This is a genomic window from Simiduia agarivorans SA1 = DSM 21679 (genome assembly GCF_000305785.2).
GTDB classification, from domain to species: domain Bacteria; phylum Pseudomonadota; class Gammaproteobacteria; order Pseudomonadales; family Cellvibrionaceae; genus Simiduia; species Simiduia agarivorans.
Window position 1 is genome coordinate 4,171,102 of record NC_018868.3, and the last position, 14,598, is coordinate 4,185,699.

Below are 14,598 nucleotides of genomic sequence, written 5' to 3' on the forward strand. Positions count from 1 at the left end.
GCGATTTCCTATTCAGGCCCTGTAGCCGCAAACGCCGCATGATAGGTCACTTCCCCTTGCGCGTAACAACCGTTAAACGCGATGGCCTGGAAGTATTCCGGTGGAACGCCTGGCAAGGTCAGCCCTTCAATCACAGAAAAACCAAAGCGTTGGTAAAACGCCGGGTCACCAAGCAGCACGCAGCCATTCGCCTGCAAATCCCTTAGCGCTGCCAGAGCTGCTTGCATTAAGCGGGTGCCTACTCCTTGTCCCTGTGCATCGGGTGTGACGGAAATCGGCCCAAGACCAAACCAACAGTCTGACCCATCAGATACCGCCACCGGCGACACTGCCACATGCCCGATAATCGCGCCCGCTTGCTCGGCAACCAGCGAAAGGGTCAATGCGCCGGCATCCCTTAAAGCCTCAACGATGAACTGCTCGGTGTGGTCCGTATGCGGTGCATGGAGAAATGCCGCCACGGTAACCGCGCGAATGCGCTCAATGTCGTCGGGTGTTTCGTTTCGAATGGAAAGAGGCATTGGGGATCTCCTTTGGCGGGAGTGGAATAAAGCCTTATAAAGGCCAGGGAGAGGATTGAACAATATCCATTGCGCTACAGACTAATTTAATCGGCCCCTTTCGCCATGCTGAAATAGATGACGGCTGTTTTTCCATTGCCGTTGGCAATAATAATGTCACTCAGCCCGTCATCGTTCAGATCGTCCAGCGCAATGCCCCAGGGGTTAGGAATGTCGCTGTGCTTGAAGCTATAGGTTTGCAGTGCGGCCTTTCCTCCGATGACTAAGACTACTTCTCCGCTCCAGCTGCTGACCAGTAGGTCATCGATTTTGTCGCCGTTCACATCCCCTATGGCGATTTGCTTGGCGCCACTGGCAGTTTTGATCAGTGTCTTTTTCGACGTTATAAAGGTTCCTTGCCCGTCGCCTGGGATTACGGTCAGGGAATCTCTGTTGGTCGCTGCAACCACGTCGGGATTACCGTCGCCGTTCATGTCTGCCAGCGCAATGGCAAAGGGCGGCTCGGATTGGTTTAAGGTGGTTAAGGAGAATGCCATATCGGCCCCGGCATTTATCGCTATACCAATGTTGGCCTCATTGGGTGTCACGATATCCGGCGCACCATCACCATTAATATCGTCTACGGCAAATCCGCGATAGGGGTCTCCGCCAACGTCGACCCGAGTGCCCGGTAGCGCGAACTGCCCGTCCAACAGACCCGGGATGACCAGCACACTATCGTCATCCCGGCTATCGACAATCAGGTCAGCGACCCGGTCTCCATTTATATCCTTCAGCAGTACCGCGTGAGGGTGAGGTTTGATTCCCAGCTTCATGGGCGATTCGGGCGCAGGGGTGAAATTGCCTTTGCCGTCGCCTAGCAGCAAGGTGATATAGGACGTCTCGTGATTAGCGATGGCGATATCCAGATATCCATCGGAATCAACGTCTGCTATCGCCATGTCTGTGGGGCTTTCTCCTGCAGAAAAAGACCCTGTTCTTGTTAACTGGTTGTGTGCATTGTTGAGGTAAACAAAGATCTGATTGTCTGAATAGCTGGCGATAACAAGATCCTGCTTGCCATCCGCATTAAAGTCGCCAGTTGACACAGATGGCTGGCCAGCTGCAATGGCGAATACTGTGGGTGAATACCGGATTTCGCCTACATCGAAAGGCGATGATAGCGCCGAACCACTTATTGCAGATGCCAATACCGAAGAAATAACCAACGTCCAACTGTTTTTCATGACCTATCCTGGATATGGGCTGCTGTCTGTCACCGATGGTCTATTTTCGGTGCAAAGATTGTATCAGATGCCAAGGCTTACAAAAGTTGCCGGCGCGCAGGGTTGATATTGCCTAACGTCTTTCAGGTTACATCCTGCTCACTTCCGTCAGATTAATTCACTTCGGTCCCTTTAAAGGTGTCGCCACAGTCTGGGTAATATTTTATTTTCGGCGCGTTAAATTTTTTTGATGTTATGCATAGATAGTGTCTTGCTGATGAGCTTTCTTTTTCTTTAATCAGCCATTTGAATATTTTTGACGATTCGTCAAGATCTCTTTTTGTTCCAATTCCTAGCTGAAGCATTTTTGCAATCTGCTCGTAAGCAATCAGGTATCCATGATTCGCAGCTCTAGAAAATAAAACATAAGCAGTGTCGTAGTCTCGTTCTACACATATACCCATGTAATGCATAAAAGCAGCGCGTAATGTGTTCTCTGGGTTGTCTTCGTTGACGCCGTCATAGATTGCTTTGATTTTATTGCAATCCATTTCTTCCAGATCCTGAAGGAAGTTCTCTACCTCTTCTGATTTTATGGGTTGGCTGCTAAAACAGAGATATATAATTGCTAGAATAGTTAGCCAATTCATATATATTCAGCCTATTTACTGATAAATGGGTTGATAGGATGATCTAGGTGTCATAATTCTTATCTGACCCCAATTGTTCGTCGAGTTGTATCTCTGGCGTGCCACTGTTTCAATAATTTAACTTCAGCTGCACTATATTTTTTTGAGCTAGCCATGAGCTCAGTTTTTAGCCCTGTTAAATGCCATTAAAAACTCTGTTATCATTAAAGAGTAAATTGTCCTGATTTTTCAAAATAATTCAAAAAAATACTGTGGTCATTTTACTAAATTGAAATTTTATGGTCTTGAATTAAGTAATCTGTTTACGGAATTTCCGTAATTCTTATCTGGCCCCAATTATTAATTCTTTAGCTTTCTAGTACTTCACGATGGAATACGATTCGGCGAATGCTTCGCTTATCGTCGAAGGGGACGATGATGTCTGGTTCTTCGCGTTCAAAAAGATCCAGCTCTGGCTCTTTTGACGTCCCAAGTAGGTCTACATATGTCCCATAATCAACCGAGTAAATGTTGTACCTTACGCCAGGATTATCCTTGTCTGCATATCCCCGCTGCATATGGTGGATGACGCGTGCATCAAAAAGTCGTTGAACAACCGGATGGCGCTCTAGTTCGCGTGGCAGTAGAAAGGATCGTGCTCGCCTTTTTCCAATGACATCGTCGATAATTCTTCGTAAAACTTCTTGAAGTTCGTCGTCGAGGTATTGTGCCTTGTCTTGTTCGAACCATTGGCGAGCACTGTCAACAACTGCGGCCTTATCAATCGAGTCTCGTCCTCTGCGTTGAGAGTCAAAAAAAGCTTTAGTGAAAATATTGATTAAGTCACGGACTACGCCCTCGCAAGCTCGCGCTAACTCGGCGCATGTGGCTCTCTCCGTGAAAAGGCGCGACGCCAGTTGGCGGCCTGAATGAACGCCGTACTGTGTACCTAAATAGCCTTCTTCAAGCTCGCTAGATAAATGTCTAAACAATACATCGGCATACACGTCTGTAATTTGTTCCGGATTTCTATCGAATACGTAATAGTCGTCTAGATCGGGCGCGGTGGCAATATCTGCACCCAATTCGAATCCAATAAGGCCTGTATTCGTATGATTGGAAAATCTACATCGGTATTCAAGTGCTGATATCTTCATTGTCGCTTCGTTCAAAGGGAGTACCCCTCTTTTTAGAAACTCAGCAAGATAAGGTTGTACGTCAGCGGGAAGTGAGGACCATTCATCAACGAGAATCACTAAGTTTGTCTCGGCTAATTCCAAAACTCTTTTCAAATTTCGATACAGCTCCGGAAAGATGATTTTGTCGTCGGTATCTACCGTGTACTCAGCATTCTGGCGATCGACTACTTCTTGCGATTTCCTGCCGCCTAGGTTCGTATTTGTTCCAAATGAATGTCCTGATAGCGAGATCTGGGCTGAGTGTTCTGAATTCACTGTCTTTGCATCTGATACTTCAGTTTCAACTCGACTTGCTCGAAGTGTTGTCAACGGTTCAGTAATAAGTGATACCAAGTGGTCTGCTTCTTCAAGTGCTTCGTTTGCTTGTTCGCTTGGGAATTCAATAATGTGTTCCAGTAATGAGTGATGAATGACTAGTAGTAGGTCGCGAAAAAGCGCCAAGCAGCGCCGAGCCATGGGTAGTGATCCATCTGCAAATTGTGTGGTACTTCCAAGTGTACGACAATCAATGTAGACAACAGTTGAATCTTCGTCATCAAGGAATCTTTTCTCTAGTACCTTCATGACGTGAGTTTTTCCAGTTCCTCTTCTTCCGTAAAAGATTTGATGATTTCGATTGTGTAGTTGGGGAAGCAAGCCTATATCAACATATGTATTTACGAGTTTTGCAGTATCAGTTTGTCGTTCTGAGCGCTGCATAATCCTAGACGCAGCAGCTTGTAGTTTAGGGTCTTGTATCACTTTATTCCCTCTCGCTATATTTTACATTTCGGGCTGTAAGCGGGCACCGATTTTTAAGTACATATAAATAGGTTGAAAATTATTGTATCCAGTTCGAAGCTATTGGGCGGTCTACTTAATTGAGTTTAAAGGGTTTTAATTAAGTATGCAGTCCCTTGGATTGACTAAGCCTGTTGCGTATTTTCACAGGCTCTCTTATTTATTTATCGATTCAAACCAAAAACTCAACCGGATCTTTAGACTTAAAATCTCGCTTACGCATAATCGTAATTGCGATAATTTCCCGGTTGTCGAAGCCTGATGGATCTCTGGTTAGTTCAACAGCACACGGAATATTAATGTCGGTCTTTGTACACCTGACATTAAACGTATCCTGATGTTTAAGCTTGATTAGTTTACTAAGGTAAACCGTGGTAAGGCGGTTAAAGATGCTGTGTAACTCGGTAATGCTTATGTTGGGGATGTTTCTGGGGTGGTTCATTCGGTCTTTGACGAAGTGAACGGACATTTTGAATTTCAAGCGTTCTTTTGAAAAACGCTCGTTAAGTATGCTCTCCAGCATTGTGATTTCATCGAGTGCAATACCCATTATTTCTCTCCCTGAAAATTTTGGTACAGCGCAGCTAATTTGGTATTCAGTTCTTCGGTTGTGTGCGCGATGACTGACCCGGCAGGTTGTGACTCTTGTAACGTGCCTATACGAACCTCAAACTCTTCATTATCAAAAGAGTCAATGAAGATAGATGTTCCAGTTTCTTCGTCAATGAAAGAGGCGAAATTATCCTCTATCGACATATTGAAATTCACGGTGATCTCCTTCTCGTGTGATTTGCTGGCAAGTCCCTGCGCAATCAGGCTTGGGCGTTTGGATTTGCGAAGGTCTCAATAGTTAACCAAGTCGCATTATTCGTCAATATAGGACTTCAGTGCTTTTTGGATTTCTAAAAACCCTGCAAAGCGAAGGGAGATAATGTTTGATGTGTAGTGGGACAGCGCACAAAGCAAAAGGCTACAGAAACAACCGTAAGATAGTTGTCGCGGAAACCAGCACCCAACGTCCTTCCCCAACCACCCCCTGCCTTTTGCAAAGGCCAGGGATGGCCGATTAGCGCCTCAGTATATGGGTGGAGTGAGCGTTTTTAGCCAAGCACTGCTTGGCGCTCACGGAACGCCGCCAAGTTCACTTGGTGGCCGGGCCCGGAGGGTAATGTGGCGCGGCAAAAGGTAGGGGGTGGTTGGGGCATGGTGGGGTGATTGGGTTGAGAGTTTGTCGCGGAAATAATTTAGTTGGCGTTTAGAGTTGTTTTGGTGGCGTTTAAATCTTTTTCTTGGGTGGGATGGGTTGTTGGGGTTGGGTGGTTGGTCTGCCGGTTCAGTGAGGGCAGTTCATAGGGGAGATGGGTGGTGGCTGGGGGTATTCGCGCAAAGGATCGGATGGCCGACTCTGCGTTCCCACAGGAGTGGTTTTTGTTTGGGTTGGGTGGTGGCTGAGGGAATTCGCGCAAGGGATTGCGCTCCCACAATGGGTTGCTCCCACAGGGTTGTGCTCCCACAGGGTTGTGCTCCCACAGGGTTGTGCTCCTACAATGGGTTGCTCCCACAGGTTTGCACTCCCACCAATGGTGGGCCCAACAAAAAGCCCGGCGTTGCCGGGCGTTTGGGTTACATCTGTTCGCTGACTTCGATGCCGAGTACCGAGAGGCCGAGGGCGAGGGTGTCGGCTACGGTGCTGGCGAGGCGGAGGCGGCTGTCGCGTACGGCGGGGTCTACGCCGTCTTTGAGGATCGGGCAGGCTTCGTAGAAACTCATGAACTGGCTGGCCAGTTCGTATAAATAAGTACACAACACATGCGGCAAGGCTTCGGCCCCCATGTGATCGAACGCCTCCGGCAGCTGCAATACCTTTAACGCCAATGCCTGCTCCTGTGCCTCTGCAATCACAATCGGTGCGTCTGCATTGAAGTCGCCGGCTTTGCGGAAAATACTTTTAATGCGCGTGTAGGCGTATTGCAGGTAGGGTGCCGTGTTGCCTTCGAACGCCAGCATCGCATCCCAGTTGAACACGTAATCGTTGGTGCGGGTTTTGGACAGGTCTGCGTATTTCACCGCGCCAATGCCCACCTTGCGGCCCACCTCGCGGATCAGCTCGTCGCCCAGCTCCGGGTTCTTATCTGCCACCAGTTGCGTGGCGCGCTCAATCGCCTCGTCCAACAGTTCCGCCAGTTTGACCGTGCCGCCGGAACGGGTTTTGAATGGCTTGCCGTCGGCGCCCATCATGGTGCCGAAGGCATGGTGTTCCAGGCTCACCGCATCCGTCACATAGCCGGCCTTGCGCGAGAGCGTGAACACCTGCTGCATGTGCAGCGACTGGCGGGCATCAATAAAGTACATGATGCGGTCGGCGTTCAATTGGCCCACCCGGTAGCGCATGGCGGCCAGATCGGTGGTGGCGTAAAGGTAACCGCCGCCCTGTTTCTGAATGATCATCACCGACGGGTTGCCTTCTTTATCTTTCATTTCATCCAGAAAACACACCACCGCGCCCTGGTCCTGCTGGGCAATGCCGCGATCGAGTAAGTCTTTTACCAGCACCGGCAGGTCGGCGTTGTAGGCGCTTTCGCCCATCACATCTTTGCGCGTGAGGGTCACGTTCAGAGTTTTGTAGTTGTCTTCGCCGTGCTTGAGGGAGATATCCTTGAACTGCTCCCACAGTGTCAGGATGCGTTCGTCGCCGCCTTGCAGCTTCACCACATAGTCGCGCGCTTTCTGGGCGAAGGCTTCATCGTCATCAAAATGCTTTTTCGCCTGTTGGTAAAACACCTCCAGGTCTTTCAGCGCAAAGGCCGCGCCTTCGTTCGCGGCCAGGTGCTCTTCCAGTTCCGCAATCAGCATGCCGAACTGGGTGCCCCAATCGCCCACGTGGTTCTGGCGGATCACCTTATGGCCCTGGAATTCCAGCAGGCGCGCCAGTGAATCACCAATGATGGTGGAGCGGATGTGGCCCACGTGCATTTCTTTGGCGAGGTTGGGGGCGGAGTAATCCACCACCACCGTCTGTGGTGCTTCTACCGGCGCCAGGCCCAGGCGGCTGTCACCGGCCAGTGCCTGGGTCTGGGCTGCCAGCCATTCGGGGTTCAGGTGAATATTAATGAAGCCGGGGCCGGCAATTTCCACCTGGCTGGCCATGCCGTCCAGCGCCAGTGCATCCACAATCTGCCCGGCCAGCGCGCGCGGGTTGGTGCCCATGCGCTTGGCCGCGCCCATGGCGCCGTTGATCTGGTAGTCGCCAAAGCCGGCCTTTTTTGCCGGTGCCACGGCGGGCGGGCAATCGGCGGGAATGCCAACGGCAGACATGGCGGCTTGGGCTTTTTGGGTCAACAGGGCGCGGATATTCATAGGCTTGGGGCGGAATCGGTCAATAAGGAGGGCGAATTTTAGCGGCACGGGGGGTAGATGCAAGGCTGCCTTTGTGTGACGGGGGCATTTATTCGTTACACTGGCGAATTATGTATTAAACAGGTGTAGCTATGTCCCAGAGCAGGACCCAAAGCAACGTGATCCAGACCCGCCTGGACGCCGTGCGCAAATCCCTCAAAGCCGCCGGTGTACAGGCCTATATCCAACCCCGGGCCGACGAATACCTGGGTGAGTATGTGCCGGCGTACAACGAGCGCCTGCTCTGGTTGTCGGGTTTTACCGGCTCGGCCGGCTACGCCGTGGTGCTGGAGCAGGGCGCGGGTATCTTCACCGATGGCCGCTACACCATTCAGGTGCGCAATCAGGCACCGGCGGATTGCTTCAGCTATGAAAGCCTCACCGATACCGACCTGGCCGACTGGCTGGCGGATCAACTGCCCAAGGGCGCCGCGCTCGGTTACGACCCGCGCATGCACACCGCCACCTGGGCCCGCGCCACGGCAGCCGCACTCACCAAGCGCGGCCTGAGCCTGGTGCCCCTGAATACCAACCCGGTGGATGCCAACTGGCACGACCGGCCCGCGCCCGAGGCCAATCCGGTGACCCTGTTCAGCCATGCTTCGGCCGGTGCTACCAGTGTGGAAAAGCGCCAGCGCATCGGCAAACTGCTCACGCGTGAAGGCGTGGACGTGGCCATGATCACCGCGCCCGATTCCATTGCGTGGCTGCTGAACCTGCGCGGGCAGGACATTCCCTGTATGCCGGTGGTGCTGGGTTCGGCCCTGTTGTACGCCAATGGCGATCTGATTTTCTTTACCGACCTGAAAAAAATAGTCCCCGGCGCCGCCGCCCATGTGGGCGAGGGTGTGAGTTTTAGGGCCGAAGCCGAACTGGCCTCAGCCATTGGCCAGCTGCGCGGCTTGTCTGTGTTAGCCGACCCGGAGCAAAGCAATGCCTGGTGCATTCAGCAGGCCAGCGCCGCCGGCGCCAAGGTGGTGGAGGGCGCCGACCCGGTGGCCATTCCCAAAGCCGCCAAGAATGAGGCCGAACTGGCCGGCATGCGCGAGGCCCATTTGCGCGACGGCGTGGCCGTGTGCCGGTTCCTGGCCTGGCTGGATGCGGAAGTGGACGCCGGCCGTTTTCACGACGAAGCGGCCCTGGCCGACCAGCTCCTGCGCTTCCGCAAACAATTGCCCGAATTCCGCGATTCCAGTTTCGATACCATTTCTGCCGCCGGTGCCAACGCCGCCATGTGCCACTACAACCACCTGAATGGCACGCCGGCCCTGTTGCCGAACAACAGTTTGTATCTGGTGGATTCCGGCGCCCAGTACCCGGACGGCACCACCGATATCACCCGCACCGTCGCCATTGGCGAGGTGACCGAAGACATGCAGCGCATGGTGACGCTGGTGCTCAAGGGCCACATTGCGCTCGATACCGCGCGCTTTCCCAAGGGTACCTGCGGCCAGCAACTGGATGCGCTGGCGCGCCAGTTTTTGTGGGCCGAAGGCTTCGATTACGATCACGGCACCGGGCATGGCGTTGGCCATTTCCTGAGCGTGCACGAAGGCCCGCAACGGATTTCCAAAGCCGCCAGCCGGGTGCCATTAATGCCCGGCATGGTGTGCTCCAACGAGCCGGGGTACTACCGAGACCACGCTTTTGGTATCCGCCTGGAAAACCTGGTGGCGGTGCGCCCCTGTGCGGCCCTGGCCGGCGCCGAGCGCGAGATTTATGAATTCGAAGCGCTGACCATGGTGCCCATGGATACCCGCCTGTTCCTGACGTCGTTAATGACCGATGCAGAGATCCAATGGGTGAATGATTACCACCAGCGCGTGCGTGCCGCCATGGCGCCGCGCCTGCAGGGGGATGAGGCCACCCTGGCCTGGTTGGAACGGGCCACCCGGCCCTTGTGAGCGGCGTGTGGTATTGCCTCAGCCAGGCGCCAGCCTGTGAGGTGATACCGCGCAAAATTTCTGCCCTATGCCATACTGAACCTAATCTCAGTTACAGGCGCAAGCGTTAGGTGCATATTCTTATTTGCGATGACTCGGGCATGGCCCGCAAGCAGGCTGCCCGCTCCCTGCCGGCGGGGCTGGCCAGCAGTGTGGCATTTGCTGAACACGGTGCCGCCGCACTCGAGCATCTTTCCGCGAATCGCGTGGACCTGCTGTTGCTCGATCTCACCATGCCGGTGATGGACGGCTACGAAACGCTGGCCGCCATCCGCGAACGCCAGATTGAATGCGGCATTGTAGTGATTTCAGGCGACATTCAGCCCCGGGCCCGGGAAAAAGTCATGAGTCTTGGCGCGCTCGACTTCATTCAAAAGCCCATCGATACTGAAAAACTGCACAACACCTTGCGCGACTACGGTTTTATCGGCGCCGATGAACCCGTCGACGCGGCACCTGCGCCCGCGCAAGCACCGGCGGCCAGCGTGGTGGTGGAAACGCCCACCGTGTCCTCGCTGGAAAGCCTGCAGGAAGTGGCCAACATCGCCATGGGCGACGCCGCCGCAAAACTGGCGCAACTTTTAGGTACCTTCATACAACTGCCCATTCCCAACGTGGCCTGGCTTACGCCGGCAGAACTCGAAATGGCCCTGGGTGTGTTTCAGCTCGGCGGCCAGACCGTGGTCAGCCAGGGGTTTGTGTCCCGCGGCATGGCCGGGGAGGCCTTGCTCTATGCCGACCGCGACGGCGTAACCGGTTTACGCCGGGTGATGGCAGAGTACAAGTCACTTGAGCTCGCCAATCAGGCGCCGATTCTCGACGCCGCCTCGGTATTGATTGGTGCCTTCCTGTCCCGCTTTGGCCATGAAATTGATCTGAGTTTCAGCAAAAGTCAGCCGGTGCTATTGGCTGAAAATATTATGGGCAGTGATTATGTGTACAACTCTGCCGTGGACAATGTGTTGATGGTGGAAATTCCCTACGTGTTTTCCGAGCGCGATTTCGGTTGTGACCTGATGATTCTTTTACCCAAAGCCAGCGGCGAGCGGTTGTTGGATAGGGTGTCGCTGTTGTTGGAGGACGGCTGATGGATATGCGCGAAGTCCATTGGCTGATGGACATGGTCACCCACATTGATCTGGGCCTGGTGGTGTTCGACCGCAAGGGCAAAATTGCTGTGTGGAACCACTTTATGGAAAACCATTCCGGTTTCAGTTCCACCGAAATGCGCGACCAGTGTTTGTTTGAAGTCTATCCGCAGTTGAAGGAAGAGTGGTTTCAACGGGAGCTGGATGCGGTATTGCTGTTGGAAAACGAAGTGTTCATTACCTGGGAGCAGGTGCCGCACTTGTTGCCCTTTGCCGCCTACCGGCCGATTACCGCGAAAGCCCATTTCATGTACCAGAACATCGTGTTGCGTGCCATCCGCAACGCCAGCGGCGACGCCGAGCTGGTATCCATGACCCTGTACGATGTCACCGACATCGCCACCAACAAGCTGGAATTGGAAACCGCCAACAATGAACTGGCGATCTTAAGCCGCACCGACCGGCTCACCGGACTCTACAACCGGGGCTTCTGGCAAGAGCAGCTGGAGCAAAGCTGGTCGTTACATCAGCGCTATGGCCGCACCTACAGTCTGGTGATTTTTGACATCGACCATTTCAAAAAAATCAACGATACCTATGGCCACCAGGCCGGTGATGAAGTGATTCGTCAGGTGTCGGGCGTCACCCGCGACTGTGCGCGCGACAGCGATTGTGTGGGCCGTTACGGGGGTGAGGAATTCACCGTGATTCTGCCGCACACCGATAAAGCCGGTGCGGAAATTTTTGCCGAGCGCTTGCGCAAACAGGTGGAAGCGCTGGCGGTCAGCCATGAAGAGCACACTATCCGCTTTACCATCAGCTTGGGCGTGGCGGAAATCGACAAACGTTACGGCGATGAAGTGCATTGGCTGGAAGCAGCCGACCAGGCGCTGTATCAAAGCAAACACGGCGGCCGCAATCAGGTTTCTCTGGCGCCGGCGTTGACCGACTGATTTCACAGCCGGATCAGATCACCTTCCACCACCCAACGCTGATCCGGGTTGGCACTGGCTCCGGTAAACGGATAGCAGGTGACCAACACCACCTTGTCCGCGTGTTGGCGCGCCAATGGTTCAGCGTGAATATCCACGGCGCCCACCCGACTCACCTGGTAGCGATACCAGCGCCCATCCAGCCCCTGAATCGAAAACGCCTGGCCGGTTTGCAGGTGTTGCAGGTCGGCAAAATGGGTATCCCGGTGACCGCCCACCACACTGTAGCCCTGGCCGAGCGGATCGCTGCCTTCCACCAGGCCCGGGCCAAACGCCAGCGCATTGCCCTGGCCGCCGTTTAACACCATGAGTTCACGGCCGTTGGGCAGCGCGAGTTTTGCCACCGGGTAGGTGTCGGCCCAGGCCCAGGGCCGCACGGCCTGGCCCTGGCTGGCCAGGCTGCTGGCCCAGGCCTCGGCGATCAACACCTGGGCCAGCCAGGCTTTGGCGTGAATCCAGCCGGCCTGGCTGAAGCTGATCAGTGCGCACGCGCAGCACAGGGCGATGGCCAGTTTACGCATGGCGACGTCTCCGCAATAAGCCGGCCATCAGCAGCGAAAGGCAGCCGGCAATCAACCATAAGGGCGCCGGGGTGGCCGTGCGCGGGTAGGCGAGGGTGGGCGTACCGGCGGGCAGCGTGTTGGCCACGGCGGTTTTGCTGAGCGCCTGATCCATTGGGCGCACCGGGGTTTCTTCCACCGCCACAAAACTGGTGTAGGGCGACAGCAACTGATGGGTCAGGGCAATGGGCAGCACTTCGTTGCGCACCTCTTCGCGGGATTTACCGGTGACCAGCTGATCCAGCAGTGCGTCGATTTTGGCTCTGGCCCAGAGAGTGGCCACGCCTTTGCTTGCAGCACCGGGTTGATTGGGCGTGAGTGTCAGCGTGGTGCGCCAGTCGCCCGCCTGCGAACGGCCAGACACCGCGATGGTTTGCCCCACAAACGGGCCTCTGAGCCGGGCCGCCACCAGCAGGGGTTGGTGGGCGTAAAGATCGGGCAAACGCGCGGGCCATTGTTCAACCTCAACCGCCTGCGGCCAGTCGATTTTTACCTGCGTGAGCGCCGCGCTTTCGAGCTTGTCGAACAGTTGCTTCATTTTCTGGTTGACTTCATTTACGTCGCCAATCTGGACAAAATCCCCGCGCCCGAATTGCGCCGCCTTGCGCATGAAAAATCCGTTCGGGGCCGAGCCAATGCCCACGGTAAACAAACGGGTTGCGCCGAGTTTGTGATGAATCAGGCTGAGCAATTCCTGTTCGTTGCCCACGCTGCCGTCGGTAATGAACACCAGCTGCTGCAACCACAGTTCAGACGCCGGTTGATTGAGTGCCGCTTCCAGCGCCGGTTTCATTTCAGTGCCGCCACTGGCTTGTAAGTTGCGCACAAAATCGTGCGCGCGCGCCAGATTCTGGCTGCTGGCGGGCACCGATGCCGGGAACACCTGGGAGTAGACCGAATTGAATTCGATCACGTTGAACCGATCCGACGGTTGCAGGCGGGCAAGCGCCAGTTGCAGGCTGGATTTGGCCTGCTCGATGCTCGGGCCCGACATGGAACCGGAGGTGTCGATGATAAAGGTCACATCGCGGGGTAAGTTGCTGGTGTGAGGGCTCTGGCCCGGCAGCAGCATCAGGTAGCCGTAATTTTCTCCCTCGACCATTTCGGTAAAAAACGCCGCTTTCGGTGCAGCACCTACCACCGGGGTCCAGTGCAATTCGAAATCCCGATCCATCGCCACCTGCGGTTCGCGGGTGGTGATGTGGTGGTATTCGCCCTGTTTGTGCAAATCGATTTCGTGATAGCTGGCGGCGATATTCGACAGCGGCAACCCGGCCTGCAATCTGACCCGAAGGGTGATCGGGTTGATCAGCCCGGGGCTGTGCGCGCTGTGGCGTTGCGGCGGGGTAATTTTATCGGCATCGGGCACTTGCGTGGTGGGGCGGGCCCAGCCGAAATAATCGGTGGTCATGGCGTCGGGCAGTGTGGGTTCGGCCGGCGTTTCTGATTCGGGCAGGCTTGCCGATACGCCCATCAGCGGCTGGCCCGGAATATAACGCGGGGTGAGGGTGGTGGGCAGGCGCCAGCTGAAACGGCCGGCCCGGTAATCCACCGGTTGGGTGATTTCCAGTTTGATGGCGACGGTTTCACCCGGCGCCAGATTCGCCACTTTCTGGGTGAACAGGTTGGGCCGTTGTTGTTCGGTCAGCGCGGCCCGTTTGCCGGCTTTTACGGCGGCCTGGTAGATTTTTCTGGCTTCCTGTTTTTCCCGGATGGTAGCCACAATGCGTTTTTCGCCAATGTGCATTTCCATGCGGTTAACGGCCGAGGTTTCGTTCAACGGGAAGGTGTAAGTGGCTTCCTGCCATTGGTCCGAATCGTTGCGGAATTGCTGGGTCAGGCGGATGCGGGCGATCAGCCCGGTGATGTCCACGTCGGCCTCGGACTCGAGGTGGGTGGCCGCGTGCCCGGAGGCAAAATGCAATTCGCCGCTGTGACTGGCCGGCATTTCTGCGCGCGCCACGTCGGACAAAATCAGCCCGAGCATCACCAGCGTGCAGGTGAGCACACAGCCCACCCAATGGCGTTGCAGCCAGCCGGGTTTTGGGGGTTGTTCCAGAATCAGGTGGCGGGGGATTTTCCGGGGCTTGAAACACATGGCTGAACTCCTTGCTGATAATCGCAGTGATTTGATGAGCACACTGTGGCGCAGGAAGTGGGTGTCAGCGGGTCAGCAATGTGGCTGGGCGGTGATCAATTGTGGCGAAATGTGGCAATGGCCATGAAAGCAGGCACGGGCACAAAAACTGGTTACAATGACCGCGAACAGAAAAGCCCAAGTAGAA

The 14,598-nt window shown here is 54.8% G+C and carries 12 protein-coding genes; 3 read left to right on the forward strand and 9 right to left on the reverse strand.

Translation table 11 applies throughout. The annotated features are described in order from the left end of the window. Positions 1 to 8: 8 nt before the first annotated feature. The 7 genes from M5M_RS18635 to argS form a co-directional block, all read right to left on the reverse strand. Positions 9 to 521 carry a GNAT family N-acetyltransferase gene (locus tag M5M_RS18635; protein ID WP_015049071.1) on the reverse strand — a complete coding sequence of 171 codons (513 nt, stop codon included), beginning with the start codon at positions 519 to 521 and terminating at the stop codon, positions 9 to 11. Positions 522 to 607: 86 nt separating this feature from the next. Next, positions 608 to 1,747, reverse strand: coding sequence for an FG-GAP repeat domain-containing protein (locus tag M5M_RS18640; RefSeq protein WP_015049072.1), 1,140 nt, complete (start codon positions 1,745 to 1,747; stop codon positions 608 to 610). 152 nt (positions 1,748 to 1,899) lie between these two features. Continuing rightward, positions 1,900 to 2,376, reverse strand: coding sequence for an SEL1-like repeat protein (locus M5M_RS18645; RefSeq protein ID WP_015049073.1), 477 nt, complete (start codon positions 2,374 to 2,376; stop codon positions 1,900 to 1,902). Between the two features lie 347 nt (positions 2,377 to 2,723). Beyond that, positions 2,724 to 4,253, reverse strand: coding sequence for an ATP-binding protein (locus tag M5M_RS18650; RefSeq protein WP_420804927.1), 1,530 nt, complete (start codon positions 4,251 to 4,253; stop codon positions 2,724 to 2,726). 253 nt (positions 4,254 to 4,506) lie between these two features. After that, the gene (locus M5M_RS18655) at positions 4,507 to 4,884 is read right to left on the reverse strand and encodes a hypothetical protein (RefSeq protein ID WP_015049075.1); all 378 of its coding nucleotides are present in this window, start codon (positions 4,882 to 4,884) and stop codon (positions 4,507 to 4,509) included. Next, positions 4,884 to 5,102 (reverse strand): hypothetical protein, encoded by a 219-nt coding sequence (locus M5M_RS18660; RefSeq protein ID WP_015049076.1) that lies wholly within the window; start codon positions 5,100 to 5,102, stop codon positions 4,884 to 4,886. The genes M5M_RS18655 and M5M_RS18660 overlap by 1 nt, the downstream gene beginning before the upstream one ends. An 855-nt stretch (positions 5,103 to 5,957) precedes the next feature. Beyond that, positions 5,958 to 7,691, reverse strand: coding sequence for an arginine--tRNA ligase (argS, locus tag M5M_RS18665; protein WP_015049077.1), 1,734 nt, complete (start codon positions 7,689 to 7,691; stop codon positions 5,958 to 5,960). Positions 7,692 to 7,822: 131 nt separating this feature from the next. Here argS and M5M_RS18670 point away from each other — a divergent pair, with 131 nt between their 5' ends. The 3 genes from M5M_RS18670 (at position 7,823) to M5M_RS18680 (ending at position 11,714) form a co-directional block, all read left to right on the forward strand. Next, complete coding sequence (locus M5M_RS18670) at positions 7,823 to 9,634, forward strand: aminopeptidase P family protein (RefSeq protein ID WP_015049078.1); 1,812 nt, start codon at positions 7,823 to 7,825, stop codon at positions 9,632 to 9,634. 110 nt (positions 9,635 to 9,744) lie between these two features. Beyond that, a complete protein-coding gene (locus M5M_RS18675; RefSeq protein ID WP_015049079.1) occupies positions 9,745 to 10,761 on the forward strand; it encodes a response regulator in 1,017 nt (338 codons plus the stop codon). After that, complete coding sequence (locus tag M5M_RS18680) at positions 10,761 to 11,714, forward strand: sensor domain-containing diguanylate cyclase (RefSeq protein WP_015049080.1); 954 nt, start codon at positions 10,761 to 10,763, stop codon at positions 11,712 to 11,714. The genes M5M_RS18675 and M5M_RS18680 overlap by 1 nt, the downstream gene beginning before the upstream one ends. 2 nt (positions 11,715 to 11,716) lie before the next feature. Here M5M_RS18680 and M5M_RS18685 read toward each other — a convergent pair whose 3' ends face one another. Then, complete coding sequence (locus M5M_RS18685) at positions 11,717 to 12,274, reverse strand: class GN sortase (protein ID WP_015049081.1); 558 nt, start codon at positions 12,272 to 12,274, stop codon at positions 11,717 to 11,719. Beyond that, positions 12,267 to 14,411: a marine proteobacterial sortase target protein gene (locus M5M_RS18690; protein WP_015049082.1), complete on the reverse strand. Its 2,145-nt coding sequence runs from the start codon at positions 14,409 to 14,411 to the stop codon at positions 12,267 to 12,269. The genes M5M_RS18685 and M5M_RS18690 overlap by 8 nt, the downstream gene beginning before the upstream one ends. Positions 14,412 to 14,598 lie beyond the last annotated feature (187 nt).

Excerpts from the sequence above, each read along its gene's own strand:
- M5M_RS18635 (WP_015049071.1), bottom strand. The coding sequence starts at position 521 with ATGCCTCTTTCCATTCGAAACGAAACACCCGACGACATTGAGCGCATT.
- M5M_RS18640 (WP_015049072.1), bottom strand. The coding sequence starts at position 1,747 with ATGAAAAACAGTTGGACGTTGGTTATTTCTTCGGTATTGGCATCTGCA.
- M5M_RS18645 (WP_015049073.1), bottom strand. The coding sequence starts at position 2,376 with ATGAATTGGCTAACTATTCTAGCAATTATATATCTCTGTTTTAGCAGC.
- M5M_RS18650 (WP_420804927.1), bottom strand. The coding sequence starts at position 4,253 with ATGCAGCGCTCAGAACGACAAACTGATACTGCAAAACTCGTAAATACA.
- M5M_RS18655 (WP_015049075.1), bottom strand. The coding sequence starts at position 4,884 with ATGGGTATTGCACTCGATGAAATCACAATGCTGGAGAGCATACTTAAC.
- argS (WP_015049077.1), bottom strand. The coding sequence starts at position 7,691 with ATGAATATCCGCGCCCTGTTGACCCAAAAAGCCCAAGCCGCCATGTCT.
- M5M_RS18670 (WP_015049078.1), top strand. The coding sequence starts at position 7,823 with ATGTCCCAGAGCAGGACCCAAAGCAACGTGATCCAGACCCGCCTGGAC.
- M5M_RS18680 (WP_015049080.1), top strand. The coding sequence starts at position 10,761 with ATGGATATGCGCGAAGTCCATTGGCTGATGGACATGGTCACCCACATT.
- M5M_RS18685 (WP_015049081.1), bottom strand. The coding sequence starts at position 12,274 with ATGCGTAAACTGGCCATCGCCCTGTGCTGCGCGTGCGCACTGATCAGC.
- M5M_RS18690 (WP_015049082.1), bottom strand. The coding sequence starts at position 14,411 with ATGTGTTTCAAGCCCCGGAAAATCCCCCGCCACCTGATTCTGGAACAA.